We start from the raw sequence: 24,312 nt of genomic DNA, 5'->3' as shown, positions 1-24,312 counted from the left end.
TGCCCTTTATTTTTTTAAGTAAGAAATGATTGACATCCCTACCACAATTTCCGATAATGAGCTGTATTGAGAGACGCCACTTCTCGTCAATTTCCTGCTATTTATTGAAAACAAATGAACCAATAAGAAGGTTAAAATTTATTTTCACCTTCTCCACGTTGTCTAGTGGAAGGTGGATAGGGTATGAGAATCAAATGGATTTTTCTACTAAGAGAATTTAATCCATTAAAAATGAACAAGGATGTCAGTTCCACTTTTTACAAGTGCTCTAGTGGAATGATATACGGCATGAGAATCAAATGAATTTTTCTGCTAAGAAAAATTCATACATTCATACGAATAAGGAGATGTCGGGATGACAAAAAAAATGAACAAAGTATCCTTTGCTGGTCTTTTGGTAGCAATGGGCGTGGTTTATGGGGATATTGGGACGAGTCCGTTATATGTAATGAAGGCCATCGTGGAAGAAAACGGCGGCTTGAAAAGTATTAATCCTGATTTTATTTTGGGGGCAGTTTCACTGATCTTTTGGACTCTTACACTGCTGACAACGATTAAATATGTCTTGATTGCGCTAAATGCGGATAATCATGGGGAAGGTGGGATCTTCTCTCTTTACACATTGGTACGAAAAAGCGGTAAATACATCATTGTTCCAGCCATGATCGGTGGCGCGGCACTTTTGGCTGACGGAGTATTGACACCTGCTGTGACCGTGACAACGGCTATCGAAGGTTTGCGTGGAATTCCCAGCTTTGTCGATCGCTTTGGTATGGATCAAAATATCATCGTAATCATCACCTTGGTCATCATTCTTGTTTTGTTTGCGATTCAACGCTTTGGTACCGACTTTGTAGGAAAAGCGTTTGGTCCCATCATGTTTTTATGGTTCACGTTTCTAGGATTGGTAGGAATTATCAATTTCAGCGGAGATCTTTCAGTCATTCGGGCACTAAATCCGATTTATGCACTACGTTTGTTAACCAGTCCTGAAAATAAATTAGGGTTGTTTATTCTTGGAAATATTTTTCTGGCAACTACTGGAGCAGAGGCGTTGTACTCTGATATGGGCCATGTCGGCAAAAAAAATATTCGCATCAGTTGGCCTTACGTAAAAATTTGTCTGGTACTGAATTATTTTGGTCAAGCGGCTTGGTTGATGAAGGCATATCAAAATCCTAAAATGCAGGCAATCGAACATCTGAATCCTTTTTTCCAAATCTTGCCTGCCGGCTGGATGGTTTTCGGCGTAATTTTTGCTACATTGGCTGCGGTCATTGCTTCTCAAGCGCTGCTTTCCGGCTCCTTTACCTTGGTATCTGAAGCCATCAAATTAAAATTATTGCCACGATTGAAAATCTGTATCCCGGAAAATCAATCGGTCAAATGTACATTCCAGCGGTCAATTTAATTTTGTGGATTGCCTGTTCCTTGATTGTTTTGACCTTCCGCACCTCTTCTCATATGGAGGCAGCCTACGGACTTTCAATTACTGTGACCATGCTGATGACGACAATTCTTTTGTATTTCTATTTGGTTCAAAGTGGTCGTTCCCGCATCTTGTCACTACTAACGACATTATTTTTCGGTTTGATTGAATCGATTTTCTTCCTATCCAGCGTGGCAAAATTTTTCCGTGGTGGTTTTGTCGCAGTCGCCATCGCCCTTGTCATTTTGGTCTTAATGACGATTTGGGAACGAGGAAATATCATTCAAGAAAAAGTTGCCGAAGAGGTCGATTTAAAAGAGTATCTTCCGCAGCTTGCGGCATTAAAGGATGACAATAGTATCCCGATTTATCAAACGAATGTCGTCTTTTTAGTGCCACGTATTGAAGGAGACATGGTGGGTCGACAATTCGTCTATTCAATTTTAGATAAGCAACCAAAACGTGCCAATGTCTATTGGTTCGTCAACGTGGAAGTCACGGATGAACCCTTTACTCAAGAATTTGAAGTTGATACAATGGGAACTGATTTTATCGTGAAGGTCAAATTTTTCCTAGGCTTTCGCAGCAAACAGGAAGTCAACGTCTATATCCGCCAAATTATCCATGATTTAATGAAAGATGGACGCTTACCAAAACAACCCCAACGTTACTCCCTGACCCCAGGTCGTGAAGTGGGTGATTTCCAATTTGTGCTGATTCAAGAAGAATTATCCAACAACACAGTGCTGGACCACTGGGAACGGCAGATCATGCAGGCAAAATTATTCATTAAAAGCCACGCCATCAGTCCCCAAAAATGGTTTGGACTTGAGTACAGTGAAGTAAAATATGAAACCATTCCATTAGTGATTGGGAAAACCCGCAAGACTCGATTAAAAGAACGAAAAGAAAAAATCTAAACAAAAACTTCTGTCAAAAAATCTCAAAGATTTTTTAGCAGAAGTTTTTTTCTCCCTCTTCCAATCAACCCCCGTTCCTTGCAACGGGTGATTAAAGGACTATAATCGGTGACGAGGAGATGGGTTTATGTTTACCAAAATTATTGGTGTAGCATTTTTAGTTTTGGCTGTTTGGCAACTTTGGGCAACCAAACAAACGCTAGACAACACAAAGAAACAAGGAAATGAGGCAACTTCTTCCTTTTTGCTGGTCAGTCTGTGGTCAAGCATCGTCTTTGCACTTGCCGTTGCAGTTGTCGCTCTAATCACTCTTTTTGGTGGTTGGAGTTGATACAGTAAAATGACGCACAGTGACAACGAATTTTTTCAGAAATACACCATAAAAGCGGGCCCTTATCCATTATCGATAGGAGCCCGCTTCTATTTTTTTTATTGGCTTCGCAAATTACCAAAGCTATTCCTTATTTCAACTGCCATTGCCACTCATTGACTTCAGGAAGATCAACGCCATACGTCCGGATGTAATCATGATGTTTGTTCAATTGATCGGTCATTTTTTGAGCAAACTCGCCAGCCTTTTCTCCGTAGACAGCGGTTGCCGCATCTTGTGCAAGGTGGAAACGATCCAATTCAGAAAGGACCCGCATATCAAATGGTGTGGTAATATCCCCATTCTCACGATATCCGTGAATATGCACACGATGATTGTGGCGATCAAAGAATAGATCACGAATCATGCCTTCATAACCATGATAGCCAAAAATAATCGGTTTGTCTTTCGTAAAGTAGGTATCAAACGTTTCATCAGATAAGCCCCGCGGATCAATTGATGGATGACGTAATTTCAAAATATCGACAATATTAATAAAACGAATTTTCAACTCTGGATATTCTGCATGCAAGAGAGTAATTGCTGCTAAAATTTCCAAATTAGGTTCAGTTCCAGCAGCAGCCATCACGATATCCGGCTCACTGTCTCCGTCCGTTGATGCCCAATCAATAATTTTCAAGCCATCTCGGACCAAAACCTCTGCCTCTTCCGCCGAATAAAACTGTGGACGAGGGTGTTTTGAAGAAACCACCAAATTGATTTTTTCTTCGCTGCTCAAAACTTCCGCCATCACCGCCATCAAACTATTTGCATCTGCTGGCAAATATTCTCGAACAAATTCTGCTTTTTTTTCAGCTAAATGGGTCAAAATTCCTGGATCTTGATGGGTATAGCCGTTATGATCCTGTTGAAAAACGGTTGACGTTGCTATCAAGTTCAAGGAAGGATAATGGTTTCGCCACGTTTGCTCTTTGGCTTTTCGCAACCATTTGAAATGTTGGGTAATCATGGAATCTACCACTCGCAAAAAGGCTTCATAACTAGCAAAGAATCCGTGCCGCCCGGTTAGAACGTACCCTTCCAAAAAGCCTTCTGCTTGATGTTCGGATAATTGCGAATCAATTACTCGACCAACAGGAGAAATCCATTCATCATAAGCATCGTTTTTTGCTTCCAGCCATTGGCGGTTGGTCACTTCAAAAATTTTGTTCAAACGATTGGATTTGGCTTCATCTGGCCCAAAAATCCGAAAATTATCCGGATTGGCAACAATCAAATCTTTCGCAAATTTACCAAATTCAATCATATCTTGTGCAGTGACCGCTCCCGGTGTGCGGGTATCAATGGCATGCTTTTTCCAATCCGTCACTTTCAACGGACGAGGATTTAATCCGCCATTCGTAATTGGATTCATCGCCATCCGGTAATTACCTTTTGGTGCCAATTCTTTAAGTTCTGGTTTTAATTTTCCTTCTGGTGTAAATAATTCTTCTGGTCGATAAGACTTCAGCCAATCAGTCAATGCATCAACATGTTCCATGTGTTCGGCATCAACCGGAATCGGTACTTGATGAGCACGAAAACCACCTTCGATGGGTTCGCCATCCCATTCTTTTGGTCCTGACCAGCCTTTTGGTGTTCGGACGATCAGCACAGGCCATTGAGGCATTTCTGCTTTTTCCGCCACACTGGAGCAGGCAAATTCTTGAATTTTTTTGATTTTTTCAATGGCTTTGTCTAATTTTTCTGCCATGATCGGATGAACTTTCTCCGGATCTGTTCCTTCAACAAAAAGTGGATCCCAACCCATTCCTTCAAAATATTTCCGTAAATCTGTATCTGACTTACGAGCTAAAATCGTAGGATTGGAAATTTTTCCACCATTGAGGTAAAGAATCGGCAAAATTGCCCCGTCATTCACTGGGTTGATGAATGTATTGGAAAACCAGCTTGTCGCCAACGGCCCAGTTTCTGACTCCCCGTCCCCTACGACAACTGCTGCAATAACATCAGGATTATCCAAAATTGCTCCGACACCATGAGAAATTGAATAACCTAATTCGCCACCTTCATGAATGGATCCAGGAGTTTCTGGTGCCGCATGAGATGCTACCCCACCCGGAAAGGAAAATTGTTTAAAAAGTTTCGCCAACCCTGCTTCATCTTCGGTGATTTCAGGATAAATTTCAGTGTAACTACCATCTAAATAAGCATTTGAAACCATCACTTGTCCGCCGTGTCCCGGTCCTTCGATGTAAAACATATTCAGTTTGTATTTATTGATAACTCGGTTCAAGTGGGCATAAATAAAATTTTGACCAGCAATCGTTCCCCAGTGTCCAATAGGATGGACTTTTAAATCGTCTTTTTCTACAGGACGCTTCAATAAAGGATTATCTTTCAAATATAATTGACCAACTGAAATGAAATTGGCTGCACGCCACCAAGCATCGATTTTTTCTAAATACGCGTTTGAATCATAGATCGTCGTCATAAGAAAACTCCTTCTTTCAATAAAAGTAAATTAGACTTAAACTCACAGCTATCCTACTGCTATTTTTATTAATAGTCAAATATACTTTTATTAATTATTTTCAAGTCCTTCTTTTATTATCAATGATATCCGCAGGTGTGGCAACTAATTGACTCACCGCTGATTAATTGTATGAGATGGATTTTTTCCATTTCATTTCTTTTTGTATTTTTAGATAAAAGGCTTTCAACAAACTGCACAAGAATTTCTTTTGGTTTTTGTGCACTTTGCCACTTACCTTGTGGAGCGCTTTCATTTATAGTTAACCCATAAGAAAAAGAAAAGAGGAATTTTTTATGGTACAAATGGCATTGAATCACGTGTATAAAAAATATGACAACGCAGAAAACTATTCTGTTACCGATTTCAATTTAAACATCCAAGATCGCGAATTCATCGTTTTCGTTGGTCCTTCCGGTTGTGGAAAATCAACAACTTTGCGGATGATCGCTGGATTGGAAGATATCACAGAAGGTGAATTAAGTATCGGTGAAACAGTCATGAACGATGTGGCTCCAAAAGACCGCGACATCGCCATGGTATTCCAAAACTACGCATTATATCCACATATGACCGTGTATGATAACATGGCTTTCGGACTTAAATTGCGTAAATACGACAAAGCAAATATCAAAAAACGGGTAGAAAATGCCGCTGAAATTTTAGGCTTGACTGAATATCTAGATCGTAAACCCGCAGCTTTATCTGGTGGACAACGACAACGGGTAGCTCTTGGACGTGCCATCGTGCGTGATGCAAAAGTCTTCTTGATGGATGAACCTTTATCTAACTTGGATGCAAAATTGCGTGTGGCGATGCGTGCTGAAATCGCTAAATTACACCAACGTTTGGAAACAACAACAATTTACGTTACCCATGACCAAACAGAAGCAATGACCATGGCTGACCGGATTGTTATCATGAAAGACGGCTTTATCCAACAAATCGGCACACCACAACAAGTTTACGATACACCAGTAAATGTTTTCGTTGCCGGCTTTATCGGATCACCTGCAATGAACTTCTTTAACGTAACACTAAATCAAGGCGTTATCACAGACGGTTTTGGTTTGAAATTACGTATTCCTGAAGGAAAAAATAAAGTCCTAGTTGAAAAAGGCTATGAAGGCAAACAAATTATCTTTGGTATTCGTCCAGAAGATATCCATAGCGAACAAATCGCTATTGAAGCTTCACCAGAAGCAACAGTAAACGCTCAAGTCGTCGTTTCTGAATTGCTTGGTGCTGAATCCATGTTGTATACAAAAACTGGCGAAACAGAGTTTGTTTCTAAAGTTGACGCTCGAGATTTCCATAAACCAGGCGAAAACATCAACTTGGCATTCAATATTAGTAAAGGTCACTTCTTCGACAAAGAAACAGAACTAGTGATCAAGCTTCCTTAATCCGCTCCCCCTTTTTTCCATATATATCCTAGTAAGAAAGCCCAATGCTAATTCAGCATTGGGCTTTCTCTCTTTGTATAATTGATTCATTCTAATATTCCAACTGTTTCAAGCGGACCAAAGCAATTTTAGGCTGCTTTCTTTTCAATTTATACAAAGTGAGTAGCTGTTTATTTATCGCTGTGTCTTCCTTTGTTACACCTTTAAAACTTCCAAGCAAGTGATTCAACACCGGCTCAACAAGTGTCGCGCTTCCCTGAGTGCCTAATTCTACTCCCATACGTGCCTCATCACTTAACTGTTGCTGGAATAATTGATGGATCCTATCGGCTAAATCTCCGGTAATTAAGATCTCATCCGATTGTCTCCTTAACGCCTGCAACAGCTCATCATTTTTACTAACAACCACTTGTTCCATTGCCAGCACCTCCCATAAAAACAGCTTCTTTTACGCTAGTATACTCTATGTACTAAACGCTTTCAAAGCGTAGAAAAAAACGTCAGCAAGTTCGCTGACGTTTAAGAAAAATCGATTATTTACTTTCTTTGTAGCTTTCAGTGAATTCTTTAATCATTGTGTCGCCACCGCTGTTGCGGAAGTTTTCAACCGCCTTGTCGAAACCGTCCATGTCGATGTCACCCATCATATATTTATAGTAGGCATCTTCTATTCCTTCGATCAGGGTTGACCATTGTGTATCATAAGTTTCTGAAGTCAATGGTTGTGCTGGATTCGTAATAGCAAATTCTTCGTTTTCGGCAATTTTTTTGTTTGCTAAGTTGGCATAAGAATCGGTTGATTTAAAGGTCGTTACCAATTCAGACGGGCGAGAAGAAGAAAATGGTTGTACTTCTTGTTGCCATTTCGTCGTATCGATTTGCTCGTAGGCTTCATCATCGGTAATTTGGAAATGTTCCCCTTCAACCCCTTGTGTCATCAGCGTATAAGGCTCTTCATCCATCAAATCGTTGATGAACTGCAAAACAACTTTTAAATCTTCTTCTGATTTTACTTGTTGTTTTGGAATTGATAGCCATCCGCCCATACCATCGTTGGTATCAGATAGAATTCGACGTTCTACGTCACCATACGTCATGTCATTGATCAATTCCCATTCCATATGTTCTTGATCGGTTCCTTTAGCATCGTTTACATAGTTGCGGACTTCCTGCAATCCGGAAATAACGATTCCGCCTTTTCCTTGAACAATATAATCTTTTTGATCATTTTTCGCCATAACGGTAAAGTCAGAGTTCATCCAGCCGTTTTCATAAATATCACGGAACCATTCCATCGATTCTTTGTATTCAGGTTGCATGAAGGATGGAATGACTTCTTCCTCTTCTGTCACAGTGAAATGATTGCCGGCGCCAAAGTACCCAGTCAATGAACGGAAACCAACATTGAAGGATTCATTTCGCTCAACAAAACCGACAGTATCTTTTTGTCCGTTACCATCAGGATCGTTTTCGGTGAAGGCTTGCGCCACTTCCCGCAATTCATCCAATGTTTTTGGTGTTTCCAAACCTAAGTTTTCCAACCAGTCTTTTCTTACTAAAACTCCATAACGGGCAATCGGTTTTTGGAAAGGCACACCGTAAATATGTCCCTTGATTCGTGATGCTTCCAATCGATCTTCAGAAATATTTGCTAAATTCGGATAATCTTTCAAATAAGGTTCAACATCCCAGAACATGCCGGAACCTAACGCATTTCGAACAGTAGTACTAGAGATTTGTGTTAATGAAACAATGTCTGATAAGGAATTAGATGCTAAGGCTGCATTGATTCGTTCATCTTTTGATGCATCTGGAACCCAGTTAAATTCAATATCTACGCCGGTATATTCCTCCAATTTATTTTCGATATCACCGGCCGGAGGTGTTGGTGTATGTAGCATGGCCATCCATGAAACAGAATCTTTTGTGCTTCCTTCCGAATCTTTTCCACTTGCTTCATTTCCTGAATTTCCGCTGCAGCCTGCTAAAACTAGACTAGCTAGAAGTAACCCGCCCAAAGCTTTGCCCCAATTTTTTTTCTTTAACATATTTCTTCGCTCCTTTAGAATGAATTATTATTTCGAACACCTTTGACAGCGCATTCAATTACACTAAAAATGGTACACTTCTATTTAGAATAAGTCGATAATCAATTCTTAACATGATGAAATCGCTTTATTCATTGGTTTATTCCCTGTTCTATGTGCTCAATGATAAGAATTGATTATCCTTTTCCATCCGATTAAAATAACTATTTATTCGCTGTCATTCCCGTGATAGTCAAAAAAGTCAAAGTCAGCAAAACAACCAGCTTTTTTGTCCATATCATGAACAGCAATTCCTACAAAATTTCCGGTAAACCCACCGGCAAGAAATAACAAGTCCTGTACTTCATTAAGAGGCAGCCAATTATTTTTCTGATTTTCCCGATAATAGAATTTTCCGGTCGGACCATTGACGGATACTTTTAAGCAAGTTGTTGCCTCTGTTAATGGTATAGCTGTTTCAGATACATGGCATTCGCCATTTTCACAACGCATGAAACGCAACACTTTCCCCTGATTCTCCTCGTAAGTCACATACGCATATAAATAGTTGGTATCATTTAAATAAAGGAGCAAGCCTGCCATTTGATTGAAAGTTTGCGGCTCGAAATCGACTCGGGTCTTTGCTTCGAAGGCAAAATCTTTTTGTCGAATTGCTAAAATATGGTGGTCAAATAACGATTGTGGCGATTCGCCGGCAGATAGGCGTAAATAACCTGGTCGGCTTTGAAGGTCACACCATGTCTCTTCCGCCAAAATCCGTAAAGTGTTCCACTCTTTTTTTAATTTTCCGCTAAAATTATCAGAAAAATCCGTTTGAATTTTTTGCGTGACGGGTTCTGCTGTTTCGATTGTAGTGGTAAGCTCTGGTGCATTTTTCCCACTGGCTAAACGTAACCAACCCTCTTTTGTCCAAACGACTTCTTGGATTGCTGTCTCTCTGCCAAGAATCGCCGCACCCAGCAGTGGACGGGTAGTCAAGTAAGCCATGTACCATTTTCCTTGGGGCGTTTGGATGATACTGCCGTGTCCAGAACATTGTAACGGTGAATCCGGTTTGTCGCTGGCTGTCAGCATGGGATAGTCAGGATCAACTTCATACGGACCTGTGAGTGTTTTCGAACGACATACTGTAACAGAATGATCTTTCCCGGTTCCGCCTTCTGCTGTAATCAAATAATAATAGTCGCCGTAACGATAAAGATGCGGTGCCTCTGTTTTTGCCAATGGTGTCCCATCAAAAATTTTGTGTACGGGACCAACTAGACAAGCTTTTTTTGCATCGTATTCTTGTAAAACAATCCCCGCTGATTTATTCCCAGTGGTCATTCGATAATCCCAAATTTCATTTAACAGCCATTTTTTCCCGTTATTATCATGAAACAAGGAAGGATCAAATCCGCTGCTGTTTAAATAAATTGGTGTCTGCCAAGGACCATGGATACTGGGTGCGGTAATCAAATAATTATGGCAATCTTTGAAGGGGCGACGGGTACTTTTGACATCCGTATAAATACAATAAAACAGTCCATCGCAATAACTGATCTGCGGTGCCCAAATGCTGCCGTTTTGCGGATTGCCCTGCAACTCCACCTGGTCGGTCAAAATATCTGTTTCATGTTCCCAATTAACCAGATCTTTAGAAGTGTACACTCGAATTCCCGGCAGCCATTCGAAAGATGAAACGGCTAAATAATACGTGTCCTCCACCCGTAAAATATTCGGATCAGGATTGAACCCACGCAGAATGGGGTTCTTGATTGTTGTTTGTACCATTGAGAGTATCCTTTCTGAAAAAACATAATATTGAACTTACAAAGAATAAAAAGGCAAAAGGAAAAGCCAGTAATTGACTCCCAATCAATGCGGCAAGTCCTGCAATGAAATAGCAAATTCCCGCTAATTTCGGGTATTTATTTTTTGTGATGAACAAACTGGCTGCCGCTCCTACGAATAGGACTACGACAATGGTTATGGCAAACCAGGCTCCCAGCGTTTTAAATAATAGAATGCCCTCATCGACAGAAAGATTTTTTACTACCTCACTGAAAACCGGTTGAAAAATTTTTTGATAGCTTTCTGTGGATAACTGGTTCATGACGACGGAAAATCCTCCCAGAAAAAGTGTCACTAACACCATCCCGACGATTCCCAATCCCTTTTCGATTTTACGATTCATCTTGTTTGTCCTCCTTAGATTTGAAGGTAATCCATGCTGCTCTTTTCGGGGAAGCTTCATACCAGCAATTTTCTTCTGCATAACGACTGGTCAGCCGTTGTTCCGGTTTGTTCCAGTCCTCCCACCCCTCTTGCGCTAATTTTTTATCAAAAAAACAATGGGAAAAGCGGGTTGCTGCGTGCGGCCGCCACGGACGACCTAAAAAGTAAGGTTGCTCACCCACTACAACGCAGTTTTCAAAAACAAATCCCGGTTGTCCTTTACAAGTGGAAGCTGCGGTCAAATAATTGGACGTGTCGGAATCCACACGTTTCAGCGATTTTAACAGGCAGTGCATAAACTGTCCGTTGCCACCGCCAAAAATAAAATCAACTGTGCCCTCAATCTCACACTGGATAAACCGCGTCTGTTGCTGCTCATAAATTTTTTCTCGCCATGGACTTTGAAGTGGTCGTCCATGTTTATCGCTTTCCGGCAAGGGGCCTAGACAAAGGGTGTCCTGATGTCCTTGCAGGTGACAATTTTCCACCGTGATTTTCGTGCCTTCAAGATAAAGAGCAACGGCTTGTCCGACACATTCACCGGGACCTGCGGCATTTCGAATCGTCAAATTTTTTAGAAGAATTTCTTCCCCATTTACGAAAAAAGTTGCTGTTTGAAAAGTACCTAACGGCTTATCGTTTGCATCTTTTTGCCTTGCGGAAAGTTTGCCTTCAATGATGACTTCCCCCAAACCGATCACCTGGATTTCTTTCCCATACAGTCGTGGTGTTTCCTGATAAATTCCCGGCAATAGATAAAAAATCGTATGGGAATGTGCTTTTTGAAAAGCTGCTGTGATTGTTGGATAATCACAAAAAGCTGCTGATCCAATATATTTCGTTGTTACAGCCATTTTCGGAAAAAGTGCTTCCATGCTTCTCGCATCTCCTTTGTTTCCTGATGTCCTCCCGTTAACTGCAAGGATTGCCAATTTGGCAGCACGCCATTGGCAGCATAGGCTTCCTTCAACTGGTCATCTAAAAATGCGACTCCTTTTGCCGGACACATGCGATCTTCCCGCCCCACGATGCTTAATCGCGGACGGGGAAGGATCAGCCGTTGAATATCAATCGTTTGAAAGGCCGTTAAAATTCCCGGCAAATAATAATAAAAGCCATGATGATCCAATCCCCGCTGCTCGATCAATGCCGCCAAATCAACCTGTCCAGCAAGATCCACGCAACAGGTGATTCGCTGATCAATTGCACTCAACCACCAGCTCATTAATCCCCCCATCGACAGCCCAATCGTGCCGACCCGGGTTTCATCAACTTCCGGTCGTTGCAGCAAATACGTCAAAAACTGTTGGTTATCAAACAGGCGCATGCCCCAGAGTGTGTGACCTTTGACCAGAAATTCCTTGAACCATTCACTTTCTTTTTTTCCTTGTCGCTCACCAAACCCCCACATATCAATGCACCCTACGGCATAACCTTCGTCAATCAAGGTTTCCAAAAAAGAAGTCGGTTGCAGATACGCACTACTGTGAAGCAGCTCGTTTTTTCCCCGTGTAAAATCTCCTCCATGAGAATGGTTGAACAGTACAAGAGGTGCCGCTTTTTTCTGATTAGGATAGGCGAAATAGGCAGGTACGGTCTCTACTGTATTCAACGTCAGTTGCAATGTTTCTAGCGTATACGTTTCAAAAACCTGTTTTTCCAATCGTTGCGCTTTAGGTTCTACCGTCAGCGGTGTTCCCAAAAATGCCACGAGTTTTTCTCTAGTTGTCAACCGTCACGCCTTCTTCATAAACGATTGGTTCGCCGTTTTCACGGCAATGAACAATTTCGATTTTCTGACTGTTTTCGATGTGGAATGCCGGACCTTCACAGCCCTCCATCGTTACTCGGTCAAACAAAATATTTTTGCTGCAACCGAGGTAAAAGCCTTGTTTCGTCATATCCTCAATTCCCGTCATCATCGCCGGACGGCCTGGAATCGCTTGTTGCGCCATAGACAAATGAATGTTGTGGAAAGTAATGTCTTCAATAAATTGTTCAGCCAGTCCATAGATAAACCCAGCGGAAGCGTGAACATTTCTTGCAGTGATATCGGCAAAATGAATTCGACGGAACACGGGTGTTTCTTCCGTGATTGGATACGGATTTTTATCCCATACATATTTTTCTTTGCCTCGAGGACCGCAGAAATAATACAAGTTCAAAATAAAAGGACAGATGACATTGTCCATGACAATATTGCTTACTTGAATATCTTCAACGATTCCCCCACGACCCCGTCGAGATTTTAACCGTATGCCACGATCGGTTTCTTGAAACACACAATTACTGATAGTGACATTGCGGATATCTCCGCTCATTTCACTACCTAAAACCACACCACCATGACCATGGACCATCGTACAGTTTGTGATAGTGATGTTTTCACAGGAAACCCGTTGTGCCGTATCCTCGGTCCCTGCCTTGATCGCAATACAATCGTCACCGACATCGATGCTGCAATTGCTGATGCGGACATTTTTGCAAGATTCCGGATCGATTCCATCTGTATTCGGGGAATCAGCTGGATTTTTGATGCTGAGGTTGTCAATGGTGATATTTTCCGAAAGAATCGGATTGATCGTCCAGCTTGGTGAATCGATTGCTTGAAAATCCTTCAAGGTAATTCGTTCACAGGAATCAAAACTAATCAGTTTTGGACGAGGATAGCGCAAACTTTCCCGCTCATTTCGAAACACGTGCCACCATTTCTGTCCATTACCATCTAAAGTTCCAAAGCCTGTGACCGCAATATTGCGGGCATTTTCTGCATAAAGACAAGAAGCATATACTTCCTGCTTCACGCCTTCCCATCGAGAAGTTACTACTGGATAATCTGCTTGATCGTCCGAAAATACCAGCACTGCACCGTTCATCAAATGCAACTCGATATTGTCTTTTAAGAAAAGAGCACCGGTATAAAATCTTCCCACCGGTACACTGACCCGACCGCCACCTTGTGCGGCAGTGTGATCAATTGCCTGCTGGATTGCTTTTGTGACCAGCGTTCCATCTGTTGTTGCACCAAAATCTGTAATCTTTGTTTGTACCATTTTTCAAGCCTCCAATTATTGATTCAATGGTTCCATAACTACTGTTGCTTGTAAGAATGCCCCATAGCCTTTGAAATCGTTGGTGATGATCGGTTCACTGATGTAATAGACGAAAGAACCGTCTCGTTTGTCCTCGCCTCCTAAACCGGCGACTTCACAATTGCGGATCAAATTAATCCAGCCTTCTTCCGTATAAAAAACAAATTCATCCACTAGACCTTGATAACTTTTTTTAACAAAGTCCCGCCAGTTTTCTTCAAGCAAGCCAGCCTTCAATGCTTTTGCTGCTGCATAAACAATCATGCTGGAAGCTGAGGCTTCTAAATAATTGCCGTGTCGTGCTCCTTGATCCAAAACCTGATACCACGTATGGGTTTGTTTGTCCTGTACTTTTTGCAATGCAGTCAAACAATCAATAAACATGGTTTGCAGTTTTGCTTGTTGTTCTCCTTCTAAAAGAGTCATCGTATCTGCCAGCGCCATCATGAACCAACCCATTGAACGGCCCCAGAAATTCGGTGACACACCAGTTTTGGAATCTGCCCAAAATTGTTCTTTCTTTTCATCCCAGGCATGATAAAGCAGCCCGGAGGTTTCATCTAGTGTGTGGCGATAGCACAGCTCAAACTGCTTGATAACATCTTCCATACCTTCTCCATTTTTAAAGGTCAGTAGATATTCTGCGTAAAAAGGGGCTCCCATGTATAAACCATCTAACCACATTTGGTATGGATAGATTTTTTTATGCCAAAATCCTCCCTCTGAGGTACGAGGCATATGCTGCAATTGATCAAATAAGGTATCCAATGCTTTTTTGTACTTCTCTGCTCCGGTTTCTTGATACAGCAGGAACAATAATTTGCCGTTATTGACGTAATCAATATTCATAGATTCATAGGAATAGTTTTTGATGCTGCCATCTTCCTGGATGAAAAAATCCATGGTCTCTTGAATGTAGTTAAAATACTTTTCCTCTTTAGTTTGCTGATAGGCCGCCTGAATCCCTTTTAAGACAACCCCAAAGTCATAAGACCATTTACCGTGATAGCGTTTGACCTCCGGCAGTGATGGATAACGTTCCATGGTTGTTTTTAGTGCAACTTCTGATAATTTCACCTTGTTCCCTCCATTAATAAATCTGTGTGCTTTGTTTATATTTCTGTTGGTACTTCCTCTGGTTCCATAAATCCTTCCAAAATCAATTTTCCGGCTATGCCTAAAATAAAGCCTGCTCCACCTACACCAAAAAGAAAAACGACTGCCGGTGCGGTTCTTGCTAAAAGCACATACCCGCCAAGAATAACGGTCCAGCTGATGATGGTGTAATGCAAATACCCCAATCCCAACAATGCTGCTCCCCGCAAAACTTCCCAAATCTTTTTAAAACTTGTCGCTGCCATGACAGTAAAAACATGCGTCAGTGAAAATAAAACCACCACCAGAATCACAACATTTGCCGCCTGCAAGTACCACTGAGTCAATGAAAACAAATTGACCCACAAAATACCGAATACAGCTAAATAGATCCAACTGATTGCCACGGATTGACGAAAGCGTTCTTTGTAAAAACACCAGAAACTTTTTGTTACCGGCAAAGCTTCTTTCAACCGCAACCAGCGGTCATAGTATTTCATCATGGCATAGGTTGCCGGACCAATGCCGAAAAAAAACAATCCCAGTAAAGTAAACACCAGCCACAATAGATTCAAATAGGCAACTTTTAAAATCCCGATTAACACATCGTTCATTTTATTGATTTTTTCGAGGGTCATTTTGTGTCACCTTTCTTAATAAACGCCGTCTTCGCCGACTTTTTTCGCTAATTTATTTGCCATAACTACGAGGAGCAGTCCGACTAAACCTTTAAACAAACCAACTGCTGTGGAATAGCTCAGCTGTCCATTTTGAATACCGGCTGTGTACACATAGGTATCAAAAATTTGTGCTACTTCTCTGTTCATTGAATTCATTAATAGGAACATATGCTCAAATCCAAGCTCCAGCACATCTCCGATTTTTAGAATCAGCAAGGTAACAATTGTTGGTCGGATACAAGGCAATGTGATGTGCCACATTTTCCGTAATTTTCCGGCACCGTCCATTTCAGCTGCTTCATACAATTGTTCATCTACATTTGTGATGGCTGCTAAGTACACGATTGTCCCCCAACCAGCGCCCTTCCACATTTGTTGGAAGATATACATCGGCCGCAACCACGTTTGGCTTGTTAGGAAGGAAATTCGTTCGCCGCCAAGTGCTTCAATTAAGTTGTTGATCACGCCGCCTTCAGTTGTCAGTAACACATAAAAAATCGAAACAACGATTACCCATGACATAAAATGAGGCAAATAGATGATTGTTTGAATGCCTTTTTTCAATTTTTCTTGGCGCAATTCATTCAACATCAATGCCAAAATGATAGGGAAAGGAAAAGAAAATGCGATATTCAAACCAAAGACAGCCAGCGTGTTTTGCATCAGTAATCGGAAAGTGTCTTCCGTGAATAATCGCATAAAATGTTTAACACCGACAAAAGGACTCCCCATGACTCCTAAAAATGGTTGATAATCTTGAAAAGCAATGACAAGTCCGGTCATAGGGATATATTTGAAAATAACAAAATATAACACACCGGGTAGGACCATCGCATACAACCATTTATTGGTTCGTATCTGCGCCCATTTCTTTTTTCGTGCACGAATTTTTTCTTGTTTTTTTGTTTGTTCAATCACAACGGATGTTTCCACAATGATTTCCTCCATTTCTTTCTTTATTGATAGTCCTAGCATACGTTGTGATGGTTCATTACGTATATAATCATCTCATTACAAATGTAACCGCATTCACTCTTTTCCCAAAAGAAACCTTGTTATAACACAGATTTTTCGTGTTTTTTTCTTTCGGTTGAAAACTGACGGTCTTTTCTTCATTTCAGCATCTGTAAAGGTGATTATATACGTCATGAAAGGGGGATGCTAAAGTCAATTTGTAAACGTTTTATTGCTTTAAAAAGAATTTGGAGGTTCTTAATATGGAAACAACAATAAAAAAGAAGATTCGCGTTTCAACTAGTGAAAAAATCGTGCAGGGCTTGATTATCGCCTTCCTAGTTATTTTTTCTCTTATGTGTTTACTGCCCTTTTTGAACATCTTGGCTAGTTCTTTCGCAACAGCAGGAGAAATCTCAACTCGTCCTTTCATCCTGATCCCGCGAACCTTTACCTTGGATGCCTATCGCTACATTCTTTCTACACCTACGATTTTTAAAAGTATCGGCGTATCCCTTTTCGTCACAGTGGTGGGGACTTTTGTCAGCATGGTTCTAACTTCATTTATGGCCTATGCACTCTCTCGTAGATACCTGCACGGCAGAAAAATTATCAACTTTATGGTAGTCTTCACGATGCTTTTCAGCGGTGGTATGATTCCGATGTTTATTTTGGTGCAACAATTAGGATTGATTGATTCTCTGTGGTCCTTGATTTTACCGGGAGCAATTAGTGCCTACAACATGATTATCATGCGAAACTTCTTCCAAGGAATTCCAGACAGTTTGGAAGAATCCGCAAAAATGGACGGCTGTACCGACTGGGGCGTGTTCTTCCGAATCATTTTGCCTTTATCTCTGCCATCTATTGCTACTATCTCTTTGTTTTACGCAGTCACTTACTGGAACACCTATCAAGGAGCCATTCTCTACATCACCAGCTCTGACAAATGGCCGATCCAAGTATTGTTGCGACAGATTGTCATCGTCTCTAGCGGAATGAACGCCGATGCTTCCGGCTTTGATGTCGTTCCTCCTGCACAATCCGTAAAAATGGCTGTCATCATGCTGGCTACTTTGCCAATGCTGATCGTTTATCCTTTTGTACAACGCTATTTTGTCAAAGGAGTAATGATCGGTTCCGTCAAAGGATAGATCAATTGAAAAGGTTGTGGTGTCACGCGGGTGACATCACAACCTTTTTTATGCTTTAAACTGTTTACGATACTCGCCTGGCGTCATACATTCCCGCTTTTTAAAGAAACGGATAAAGTTTTGCGGATTGTTGTATTGGAGTTTCTCAGATAATTCTTTGATGGTGTAATTCGTGTTGATAAGCCAATCCTTAGCAACAGATAGCCGATAATTTTGCAAGTAATCCCCGAAGTTGGACTGCATTTCTTTTTTAAACACACTGCTTAAATAATTGGGATTGTAATGAAGCTGATCGGCAATGATGTCTAAAGATATTTCTTGATCATATTGCTGATGAACGATGTGAACCATTTTTTGCGACAGGGAACGAATCTCCCGGTCTGTCTTATCCTGAATTGTTGACACGATAGGCAAAATCAATGCGTGGTAAATCAATCCTTTGATTTTTTCAGGATTGTCATTATTCAGCACATCTAAGTAAATCCGATGATTATTTTGGAAAACTTCGGCATCTGCGCCTAAAAGCTGTCCTAGTTGAATGATATTGTTTACCAATCGTAACAAGGCCGTCTCAATAGTAATAGGTGTATGATTGGCAGAAAAAATACTGGTAATCACGGTTGAAAATGCCTGATCGATCCCTGTCTGGTCACCGGCCCGCATCGCATCGTTTAGCAGCAATTCTTCGTCCACCGGATATTTCACAACCGAGTTTGCATCCAACTGTGGAGCAATCTCATCATAAAAAATCAATGCCTCTGCTCCCAGATTGATTCGAAAATGCAGTGCCTCCTTCGCATTGTCGACTGCTTGTTTGCTTTCTTCCAATGACGCATAAACCTGTGAAATACCAAAACTGATTTTTATTTTCAGGTAGTCTTTGGCGGCTTTTCGAATCGCCTGACAGTAAGTGATAATCTGACGCTTCCACTGCTCTTCTGAAATTTGTAAAATCGTTGCCTGAGTGTCATTATTCAACACGATGGGCAAAAAGCGCTCGGATGCCGGTAGAATTTCTCCTACGACTTTTTCCAAAGCTAAAAGTAGAATATCTCGTGTGCTTTCTTGTCGTCCACCCAAATCATCGATTTGAATCAGCAACGTGACAAATTCTTTTCCCTCCGAATAACCAAATTGTGCCAAACGTCGAGGAATATCCGCCACCGCCACTTGATTACGAAAAAGGTTGAGGATAAATAGAGTTTCCAGCTCGGGTTGTTGGGTCTTGAGTTTGTTGGTCATGCCTTCGTTTTGCACGACAATTTCTTCAATCCCTCCAAGAATCTGATTGATTTCTGCTTTTCGTCCGCCGGGTGTTCGCGGGACTTCCAAGCGATCCCGAATTTCCCGCAAAGGTCGAGCTGCTTGGTTAGCCACCAGATAGGAAACAAATACCAGCAAAATGAGAACCACAAAAGTAATTGCAACTAAACCAATCACCAGATTTCTAATTGCGCCGGTCACCTGCTGATGGGTCAGTCGGGAAACATAGACCCACTGGTTGTAATCAGATTTGCTGTACAGGTAAATATCTCCGGCTTCATTACTAAAAGTTCCATTTTTATCCGTTGTCTGATTAAGAATCTGCTGCTGTTTTTTCGACAGACTTTCTTTATTGGCAAATAACTGCTGCCCATCATACGTGTAAATATCAAGCAGCTGTTCCTGTGAGCCTGTCAGTAATTGATTGATGGTCGTCTTAGGAATTGTCACTCGTCCCACCGCAGAACGGCTGGTTTTAAAAATCGGCAAAGAAATAAACATCTGAATACTTTTTTTCTTCGGCTGCCAAAAAAGATAGGAAGAACTGTCCCGCGTCATTTGATCGATTTCATTTTTTTCTTCCTCCGTCAAAAATGACAGCGAGCCATTGGCGATCCGCCAAGATTGTTCAAGACTGATCAATTCATAGGAGGCGTTTTCAATTCCCATCACACTAATATAGGCAAGCTGAGAAGTGACTTCACGAACATCTGTGTAGCTGCGGTAAGTGAGGGGTTTGGCGATAATTTTTTGAAAATTGCTGGTGGTACTATATGTAGAGAAAGAATATTCAACGGTTTTTACCTTTTGTTCTATGTTGTTTTTGATTTGCTGAAGGTTACTGGCTCGATCTTCAATTAAATTTTCTTGAATTGTCTGGTAGGTTTTCTGGTAGGTGTAAATACTGAAGCTGATGATCATCAACATTCCTACAAGAAAAACCGGGATAAAAATACTATAAAAAAACCGGAATGATTAAATCTTTGCCTTATTTTCATCGACAGACTCCTTTACTTTTTACTGGGAATTAAATAATCATTTTCTCATCTCATTCATTCTATCACATTGAAACAATATCACAAGGTCTTTTTTATATAATCATTTTAACGTGTGCATCATTGTTGTATTGACATTTTACTCATTTCACTATATGCTATTTTTGTACAGAGAGGAGCGTCACAAAATGGTTACTATCAAAGATATCGCAAAAATTGCCGGCGTTTCTCACACGACCGTTTCACGAGCATTAAATAACAGTTCGTTGATTCGTCCCGAAACGAAAGAAAAAATACATAAAATCGCAGAGGAATTAAATTATGTGCCCAACGTCAATGCAAAAAGTTTGGTGACGCAGCGTTCCTTTATGATTGGGCTGTTTTTTTCCTCTCTGGAACATGGAACCAGTGATAGTTTTTTAGTAGAAGTTATTAAAGGCATCAATTCCGTTTTGCCGGATCAATACAATCTTTCCGTCAAAGGGATCGATACCCTTAAAAATTTTGATTTTCTTTCACTGCAACGTTTTGACGGGGTCATCGTTATGAGCCAAACTGATCAAGACGATCAATTCATTACGGCACTGCAAACAGCCGCAATTCCGTTTGTCATTTTGAACCGTCAGGCAGACCCGAAAGATTTTGTTAGTGTCACCAGCAACGATCGCCAAGGAGTCCTCCAAGGAATGGAATATGCCATTGCTCGAGGAATTCGTGAAATTGGTTTTATCGAAGGCAAAAAAGGCTTTCGTTCCACTATTGAACGAAAAAAAGGCTATCTTGATAGTTTAGCGGCACACACGATTCCGTTTCGTCCAGAATGGGTTGCAGTCGGTGATTACAGTATCGAAAGCGGACGCATCACCTGCGAAAAGCTGCTGCAGCTTTCTCAAGTACCAAAATTAATTTTTTGCTCCAATGATGATATGGCCATCGGGGCTCTAAAAGCTTGCCATGCCCATGGATTACATGTACCGGAGGATATTTCCTTGATGGGATTTGATGGGATTCCTTTTACCCACTACACCTCTCCGGCACTGACAACCATTCGCAAACCAGTGATGAAAATCAGTCAGGTGGGCACTCAAGCGTTGTTGCATTTGATCCAAAAAGAAGTCGTTCAAGAAAAACAAATTTTGATCGACACCTCATTAGAAATACGTGATTCCGTTATTTAGCCCCTTCGAACTTGGAAGGGGAAAAAATATAAATTTTATGTTAACGTGTGCAGACAGGAGGAACTTATGAAACAATTAAACAAGCAGTATCAAGAATTTACTTTTTATCCAGAAAAGGTCATTCAATTTGGTGAAGGCAACTTTATGCGGGGCTTTTTTGATTGGCAATTGCAGCAAATGAACAAAGCCGGACACTTCAATGGGAGTGCCGTTGTGGTTCAGCCTATCAATCAGGGATTAGGTACTCTGCTGGAAAAACAAGACAATTTGTATACGGTCATTTTGGAAGGGCTTTTAGAAGGAGAAATTGTTAATACATCTGAGATTATTACCACCGTTAATCGGGTCATCAATCCTTACCAAGAATGGCAAGCTTATTTAGATCTTGCGGAAAATGATGCATTGGAATTTATCGTTTCTAATACAACTGAAGCGGGAATTGCTTTTGACGAAACCGATCAGTTGACGGATCAGCCGCCAAAAAGTTTCCCGGCAAAATTAACTGCCCTGCTTTTCCGCCGCTACCAGTTAGGAAAAAAAGGGTTTACGATTATTCCTTGCGAGTTGATCAACCGTAACGGAGAAAAATTACGACAAATCATTCAACAATATATCGCTTTGTGGGAGTTGGAAAAAGATTTTTCTGAATGGTTGGAAAATGAAAATACTTTTTGCTGCAGCTTAGTGGATCGAATCGTTCCCGGTTATCCTCGTGATCGAGCGGCAGAATTAAATGCACAGCATGGCTACGAAGACCAGCTGATGGTCAAAGCAGAACCCTTTTTGTTATGGGTAATCGAAGGTCCTGCCTCCCTAAAGGAATCCCTGCCATTAGCTAAGGCGGGCTTAAATGTTGTCGTTACGGAAGACATGACGCCTTATCGGGAAAGAAAAGTCCATTTGCTGAACGGTCCTCACACTGCAATGGTGCCTCTTGGGTTATTGGCAGGTTTGGAAACCGTTGAAGAAGTGATGCAGGATGCTGATTTCTCCGTTTTTATCGATCAGCTTTTTGACACACAACTGATTCCAATGTTGGATTTACCTAAAGAAGAATTGGAAGTTTATGCAGCACAAATCAAAGAACGCTTTAAAAATCCTTTTGTCCGTCATGAACTGACTTCAATTGCGTTAAACAGCGTTTCAAAATTTACTGCACGACTGTTGCCAATCCTGCTTCGTTACCAAAAACAAACACAAACCTTGCCAACTGGAATCGTGGCGGCTTTAAGCGCCCTGTTCGTTTGCTACCGAGGAGATGGTCCAAAGCCTCAAGACGATGCCCATGTTTTAGCATTGTTTAAACAGGTCTTTAGTGAAGCCTCCGATCCAGTCGAATTTTTATTGCAGCAATCTGATTTATGGCAGCAGGATTTAAGCCAAGTTCCTGCATTGTCTGAAACGATTCGTCAAATGATGACCGTCATTGATACTTCCGGTAGTCGAGCTTTAGTTCAGGAATTAAATAAAAATGTAGGAGAAAACATATGGAAACAACCTCAGTTTCAACATTAACCCAAAAAGCCGATCTGCTAAAACTGCATGATCGGGACAATGTGACCGTTGCTTTACATCCCATCGAAAAAGGCAGCGAATTGACCATCAATCAACAGACTCTCATTGCCAACCAAGACATCCCTCAAGGGCATAAAATCGCACTAAATGTCATCCAGCCCAATGAAAATATCGTAAAGTACGGCTACCCAATCGGGCACGCCACGGAATTAATCCAACAAGGCGATTGGTTGCATACTCACAATGTTAAAACCAATCTTTCCGGTGAGCTGGACTATCACTATGAACCAGATCTGCATCCAACTACCTATCCCCAAAAAAATCTAACCTTTAAAGGGTATCGGCGGGCAAATGGAAAAGTTGGTATTCGTAATGATTTGCTGATTGTTCCCACTGTTGGCTGTATCAATGGCATGGCAGAATTGATTTTGCAGGAATTCAAACGGCGGCATTCGGATTTTGGTCCATTTGATAATCTGACAATTTTAAAACACCCCTATGGCTGTTCCCAACTTGGACAGGACCATCAAAATACTCGGACTGTTTTGATTGATGCCGTGAAGCATCCTAACGCCGGCGCTGTTTTAGTGTTTGGTTTGGGCTGTGAAAACAATACGATTCCTGAATTTAAGAAAAAATTAGGCGCTTTTGATCCTGCCCGTGTAAAATTTTTAGTCGCACAAGAAGTCGAAGATGAAATTGAAGCCGGTGTGGTGTTATTAGAAGAATTATTACTGGCTTGCAGTGACGATCACCGAGAAGAAATTTCTTTAAGTGAATTGAATGTCGGCTTAAAATGCGGCGGTTCTGACGGCTTCTCTGGAATCACCGCCAATCCGTTGCTGGGAGCTTTTTCTGATTTTCTAGTGGCACAAGGCGGCAGTACCGTCTTGACGGAAGTACCGGAAATGTTTGGTGCTGAGCAAGTCTTGATGGCTCGGGCAGAAAACCAAGAAGTTTTTGATCAGATTGTTCATTTGATTAACGACTTTAAGAGCTATTTTCTTTCTTATGGCGAACCTGTTTACGAAAATCCGTCACCAGGAAACAAAGCTGGGGGAATCACGACATTGGAAGATAAATCGCTGGGCTGTACGCAAAAATCCGGTACTTCCGCTGTTGTGGATGTTCTGCATTATGGCGACAAAATTAAAAAAAGCGGCTTAAGTTTATTGGAAGGTCCCGGCAATGATTTGGTTGCGGCTTCCGCTTTGGCTTCTGCCGACTGTCATCTTGTTTTGTTTACCACGGGTCGGGGCACTCCTTTTGGTGCCTATGTCCCAACGATGAAAATCGCCACCAACACCGATATTTATCAACGTAAAACCCATTGGATGGACTTCAATGCTGGTCAGCTTTTGGAAAAACCGATGACTGAAGTTTTAGATGACTTTATCGCAAAAATCATTGCGGTAGCCAGTGGCGAAACTACCCGAAACGAAGAGAATGATGTCCGGGAAGTCGCAATTTTCAAAAACGGCGTTACCTTATAATCACCAACT

19 protein-coding genes and 1 pseudogene are annotated in these 24,312 nt (G+C 41.3%); 8 read left to right on the top strand and 12 right to left on the bottom strand.

From position 1 onward, the window contains the following. Positions 1–355 precede the first annotated feature (355 nt). The 3 genes and pseudogenes from BN1875_RS05540 to BN1875_RS05535 all read left to right on the top strand — a co-directional run. Positions 356–1,689: pseudogene (locus tag BN1875_RS05540) on the top strand (KUP/HAK/KT family potassium transporter); the annotation flags it as partial. Continuing rightward, positions 1,684–2,349 (top strand): KUP/HAK/KT family potassium transporter, encoded by a 666-nt coding sequence (locus tag BN1875_RS13915; RefSeq protein WP_390622589.1) that lies wholly within the window; start codon positions 1,684–1,686, stop codon positions 2,347–2,349. The pseudogene BN1875_RS05540 and the gene BN1875_RS13915, both read left to right, overlap by 6 nt. 127 nt (positions 2,350–2,476) lie before the next feature. Beyond that, the gene (locus BN1875_RS05535) at positions 2,477–2,680 is read left to right on the top strand and encodes a hypothetical protein (protein ID WP_048603859.1); all 204 of its coding nucleotides are present in this window, start codon (positions 2,477–2,479) and stop codon (positions 2,678–2,680) included. 130 nt (positions 2,681–2,810) lie between these two features. On the opposite strand, the gene BN1875_RS05530 is transcribed toward BN1875_RS05535, so the two are convergent. Beyond that, positions 2,811–5,174, bottom strand: a complete 2,364-nt coding sequence (locus BN1875_RS05530) for a phosphoketolase family protein (RefSeq protein WP_048603858.1) — start codon at positions 5,172–5,174, stop codon at positions 2,811–2,813. Between the two features lie 335 nt (positions 5,175–5,509). On the opposite strand from BN1875_RS05530, the gene BN1875_RS05525 reads away from it, so the two are divergent. Then, positions 5,510–6,619, top strand: coding sequence for an ABC transporter ATP-binding protein (locus BN1875_RS05525; RefSeq protein ID WP_048603857.1), 1,110 nt, complete (start codon positions 5,510–5,512; stop codon positions 6,617–6,619). A 91-nt stretch (positions 6,620–6,710) separates the two neighbouring features. Here BN1875_RS05525 and BN1875_RS05520 read toward each other — a convergent pair whose 3' ends face one another. The 10 genes from BN1875_RS05520 to BN1875_RS05475 form a co-directional block, all read right to left on the bottom strand. Then, on the bottom strand, positions 6,711–7,037 hold the full coding sequence (locus BN1875_RS05520; protein ID WP_048603856.1) for a hypothetical protein: 327 nt from the start codon (positions 7,035–7,037) through the stop codon (positions 6,711–6,713). Positions 7,038–7,152: 115 nt separating this feature from the next. Beyond that, positions 7,153–8,667, bottom strand: a complete 1,515-nt coding sequence (locus BN1875_RS05515; RefSeq protein ID WP_048603855.1) for an extracellular solute-binding protein — start codon at positions 8,665–8,667, stop codon at positions 7,153–7,155. Between the two features lie 207 nt (positions 8,668–8,874). Beyond that, on the bottom strand, positions 8,875–10,440 hold the full coding sequence (locus BN1875_RS05510; RefSeq protein WP_048603854.1) for a glycoside hydrolase family 43 protein: 1,566 nt from the start codon (positions 10,438–10,440) through the stop codon (positions 8,875–8,877). Then, positions 10,391–10,843, bottom strand: coding sequence for a DUF4064 domain-containing protein (locus tag BN1875_RS05505; RefSeq protein ID WP_048603853.1), 453 nt, complete (start codon positions 10,841–10,843; stop codon positions 10,391–10,393). The genes BN1875_RS05510 and BN1875_RS05505 overlap by 50 nt, the downstream gene beginning before the upstream one ends. Next, positions 10,833–11,759: a pectinesterase family protein gene (locus tag BN1875_RS05500; protein ID WP_048603852.1), complete on the bottom strand. Its 927-nt coding sequence runs from the start codon at positions 11,757–11,759 to the stop codon at positions 10,833–10,835. The genes BN1875_RS05505 and BN1875_RS05500 overlap by 11 nt, the downstream gene beginning before the upstream one ends. Then, on the bottom strand, positions 11,729–12,616 hold the full coding sequence (locus BN1875_RS05495; protein ID WP_048603851.1) for a dienelactone hydrolase family protein: 888 nt from the start codon (positions 12,614–12,616) through the stop codon (positions 11,729–11,731). Before BN1875_RS05495 ends, BN1875_RS05500 begins: the two co-directional genes overlap by 31 nt. Continuing rightward, positions 12,606–13,937 carry a glycoside hydrolase family 28 protein gene (locus BN1875_RS05490; RefSeq protein ID WP_048603850.1) on the bottom strand — a complete coding sequence of 444 codons (1,332 nt, stop codon included), beginning with the start codon at positions 13,935–13,937 and terminating at the stop codon, positions 12,606–12,608. The genes BN1875_RS05495 and BN1875_RS05490 overlap by 11 nt, the downstream gene beginning before the upstream one ends. 15 nt (positions 13,938–13,952) lie before the next feature. Further along, complete coding sequence (locus BN1875_RS05485; RefSeq protein WP_048604179.1) at positions 13,953–15,020, bottom strand: glycoside hydrolase family 88/105 protein; 1,068 nt, start codon at positions 15,018–15,020, stop codon at positions 13,953–13,955. Positions 15,021–15,088: 68 nt separating this feature from the next. Beyond that, positions 15,089–15,709 carry a YesL family protein gene (locus tag BN1875_RS05480; RefSeq protein ID WP_048603849.1) on the bottom strand — a complete coding sequence of 207 codons (621 nt, stop codon included), beginning with the start codon at positions 15,707–15,709 and terminating at the stop codon, positions 15,089–15,091. 15 nt (positions 15,710–15,724) lie between these two features. Further along, a complete protein-coding gene (locus BN1875_RS05475) occupies positions 15,725–16,699 on the bottom strand; it encodes an ABC transporter permease (protein WP_048603848.1) in 975 nt (324 codons plus the stop codon). Positions 16,700–16,968: 269 nt separating this feature from the next. On the opposite strand from BN1875_RS05475, the gene BN1875_RS05470 reads away from it, so the two are divergent. Beyond that, positions 16,969–17,859: a carbohydrate ABC transporter permease gene (locus BN1875_RS05470; RefSeq protein WP_048603847.1), complete on the top strand. Its 891-nt coding sequence runs from the start codon at positions 16,969–16,971 to the stop codon at positions 17,857–17,859. 48 nt (positions 17,860–17,907) lie between these two features. Here BN1875_RS05470 and BN1875_RS05465 read toward each other — a convergent pair whose 3' ends face one another. After that, positions 17,908–20,043 (bottom strand): helix-turn-helix domain-containing protein, encoded by a 2,136-nt coding sequence (locus BN1875_RS05465; RefSeq protein ID WP_048603846.1) that lies wholly within the window; start codon positions 20,041–20,043, stop codon positions 17,908–17,910. A gap of 262 nt (positions 20,044–20,305) precedes the next feature. Between BN1875_RS05465 and BN1875_RS05460 the strand changes: the two genes are divergently transcribed. The 3 genes from BN1875_RS05460 to BN1875_RS05450 all read left to right on the top strand — a co-directional run bounded on the left by BN1875_RS05460 (position 20,306) and on the right by BN1875_RS05450 (position 24,303). Then, positions 20,306–21,295 (top strand): LacI family DNA-binding transcriptional regulator, encoded by a 990-nt coding sequence (locus BN1875_RS05460; protein ID WP_048603845.1) that lies wholly within the window; start codon positions 20,306–20,308, stop codon positions 21,293–21,295. 66 nt (positions 21,296–21,361) lie between these two features. Then, complete coding sequence (locus BN1875_RS05455) at positions 21,362–22,810, top strand: tagaturonate reductase (RefSeq protein ID WP_048603844.1); 1,449 nt, start codon at positions 21,362–21,364, stop codon at positions 22,808–22,810. Next, positions 22,783–24,303, top strand: a complete 1,521-nt coding sequence (locus BN1875_RS05450) for a UxaA family hydrolase (protein WP_048603843.1) — start codon at positions 22,783–22,785, stop codon at positions 24,301–24,303. Before BN1875_RS05455 ends, BN1875_RS05450 begins: the two co-directional genes overlap by 28 nt. Positions 24,304–24,312: the final 9 nt, after the last annotated feature.

It is taken from the genome of Enterococcus massiliensis, from assembly GCF_001050095.1.
Lineage (GTDB): Bacteria > Bacillota > Bacilli > Lactobacillales > Enterococcaceae > Enterococcus_C > Enterococcus_C songbeiensis.
The sequence above is the reverse complement of the archived record's forward strand: the minus strand, read 5'-3'. Positions and strand labels throughout refer to the sequence as shown.

What these genes read in the sequence shown, in the direction of transcription:
- BN1875_RS13915 (WP_390622589.1), top strand. Translation starts at nt 1,684, where the DNA reads ATGACGATTTGGGAACGAGGAAATATCATTCAAGAAAAAGTTGCCGAA.
- BN1875_RS05535 (WP_048603859.1), top strand. Translation starts at nt 2,477, where the DNA reads ATGTTTACCAAAATTATTGGTGTAGCATTTTTAGTTTTGGCTGTTTGG.
- BN1875_RS05530 (WP_048603858.1), bottom strand. Translation starts at nt 5,174, where the DNA reads ATGACGACGATCTATGATTCAAACGCGTATTTAGAAAAAATCGATGCT.
- BN1875_RS05525 (WP_048603857.1), top strand. Translation starts at nt 5,510, where the DNA reads ATGGTACAAATGGCATTGAATCACGTGTATAAAAAATATGACAACGCA.
- BN1875_RS05520 (WP_048603856.1), bottom strand. Translation starts at nt 7,037, where the DNA reads ATGGAACAAGTGGTTGTTAGTAAAAATGATGAGCTGTTGCAGGCGTTA.
- BN1875_RS05515 (WP_048603855.1), bottom strand. Translation starts at nt 8,667, where the DNA reads ATGTTAAAGAAAAAAAATTGGGGCAAAGCTTTGGGCGGGTTACTTCTA.
- BN1875_RS05510 (WP_048603854.1), bottom strand. Translation starts at nt 10,440, where the DNA reads ATGGTACAAACAACAATCAAGAACCCCATTCTGCGTGGGTTCAATCCT.
- BN1875_RS05505 (WP_048603853.1), bottom strand. Translation starts at nt 10,843, where the DNA reads ATGAATCGTAAAATCGAAAAGGGATTGGGAATCGTCGGGATGGTGTTA.
- BN1875_RS05500 (WP_048603852.1), bottom strand. Translation starts at nt 11,759, where the DNA reads ATGGAAGCACTTTTTCCGAAAATGGCTGTAACAACGAAATATATTGGA.
- BN1875_RS05490 (WP_048603850.1), bottom strand. Translation starts at nt 13,937, where the DNA reads ATGGTACAAACAAAGATTACAGATTTTGGTGCAACAACAGATGGAACG.
- BN1875_RS05485 (WP_048604179.1), bottom strand. Translation starts at nt 15,020, where the DNA reads ATGGAACGTTATCCATCACTGCCGGAGGTCAAACGCTATCACGGTAAA.
- BN1875_RS05480 (WP_048603849.1), bottom strand. Translation starts at nt 15,709, where the DNA reads ATGACCCTCGAAAAAATCAATAAAATGAACGATGTGTTAATCGGGATT.
- BN1875_RS05475 (WP_048603848.1), bottom strand. Translation starts at nt 16,699, where the DNA reads ATGGAGGAAATCATTGTGGAAACATCCGTTGTGATTGAACAAACAAAA.
- BN1875_RS05470 (WP_048603847.1), top strand. Translation starts at nt 16,969, where the DNA reads ATGGAAACAACAATAAAAAAGAAGATTCGCGTTTCAACTAGTGAAAAA.
- BN1875_RS05465 (WP_048603846.1), bottom strand. Translation starts at nt 20,043, where the DNA reads ATGATCATCAGCTTCAGTATTTACACCTACCAGAAAACCTACCAGACA.
- BN1875_RS05460 (WP_048603845.1), top strand. Translation starts at nt 20,306, where the DNA reads ATGGTTACTATCAAAGATATCGCAAAAATTGCCGGCGTTTCTCACACG.
- BN1875_RS05455 (WP_048603844.1), top strand. Translation starts at nt 21,362, where the DNA reads ATGAAACAATTAAACAAGCAGTATCAAGAATTTACTTTTTATCCAGAA.
- BN1875_RS05450 (WP_048603843.1), top strand. Translation starts at nt 22,783, where the DNA reads ATGGAAACAACCTCAGTTTCAACATTAACCCAAAAAGCCGATCTGCTA.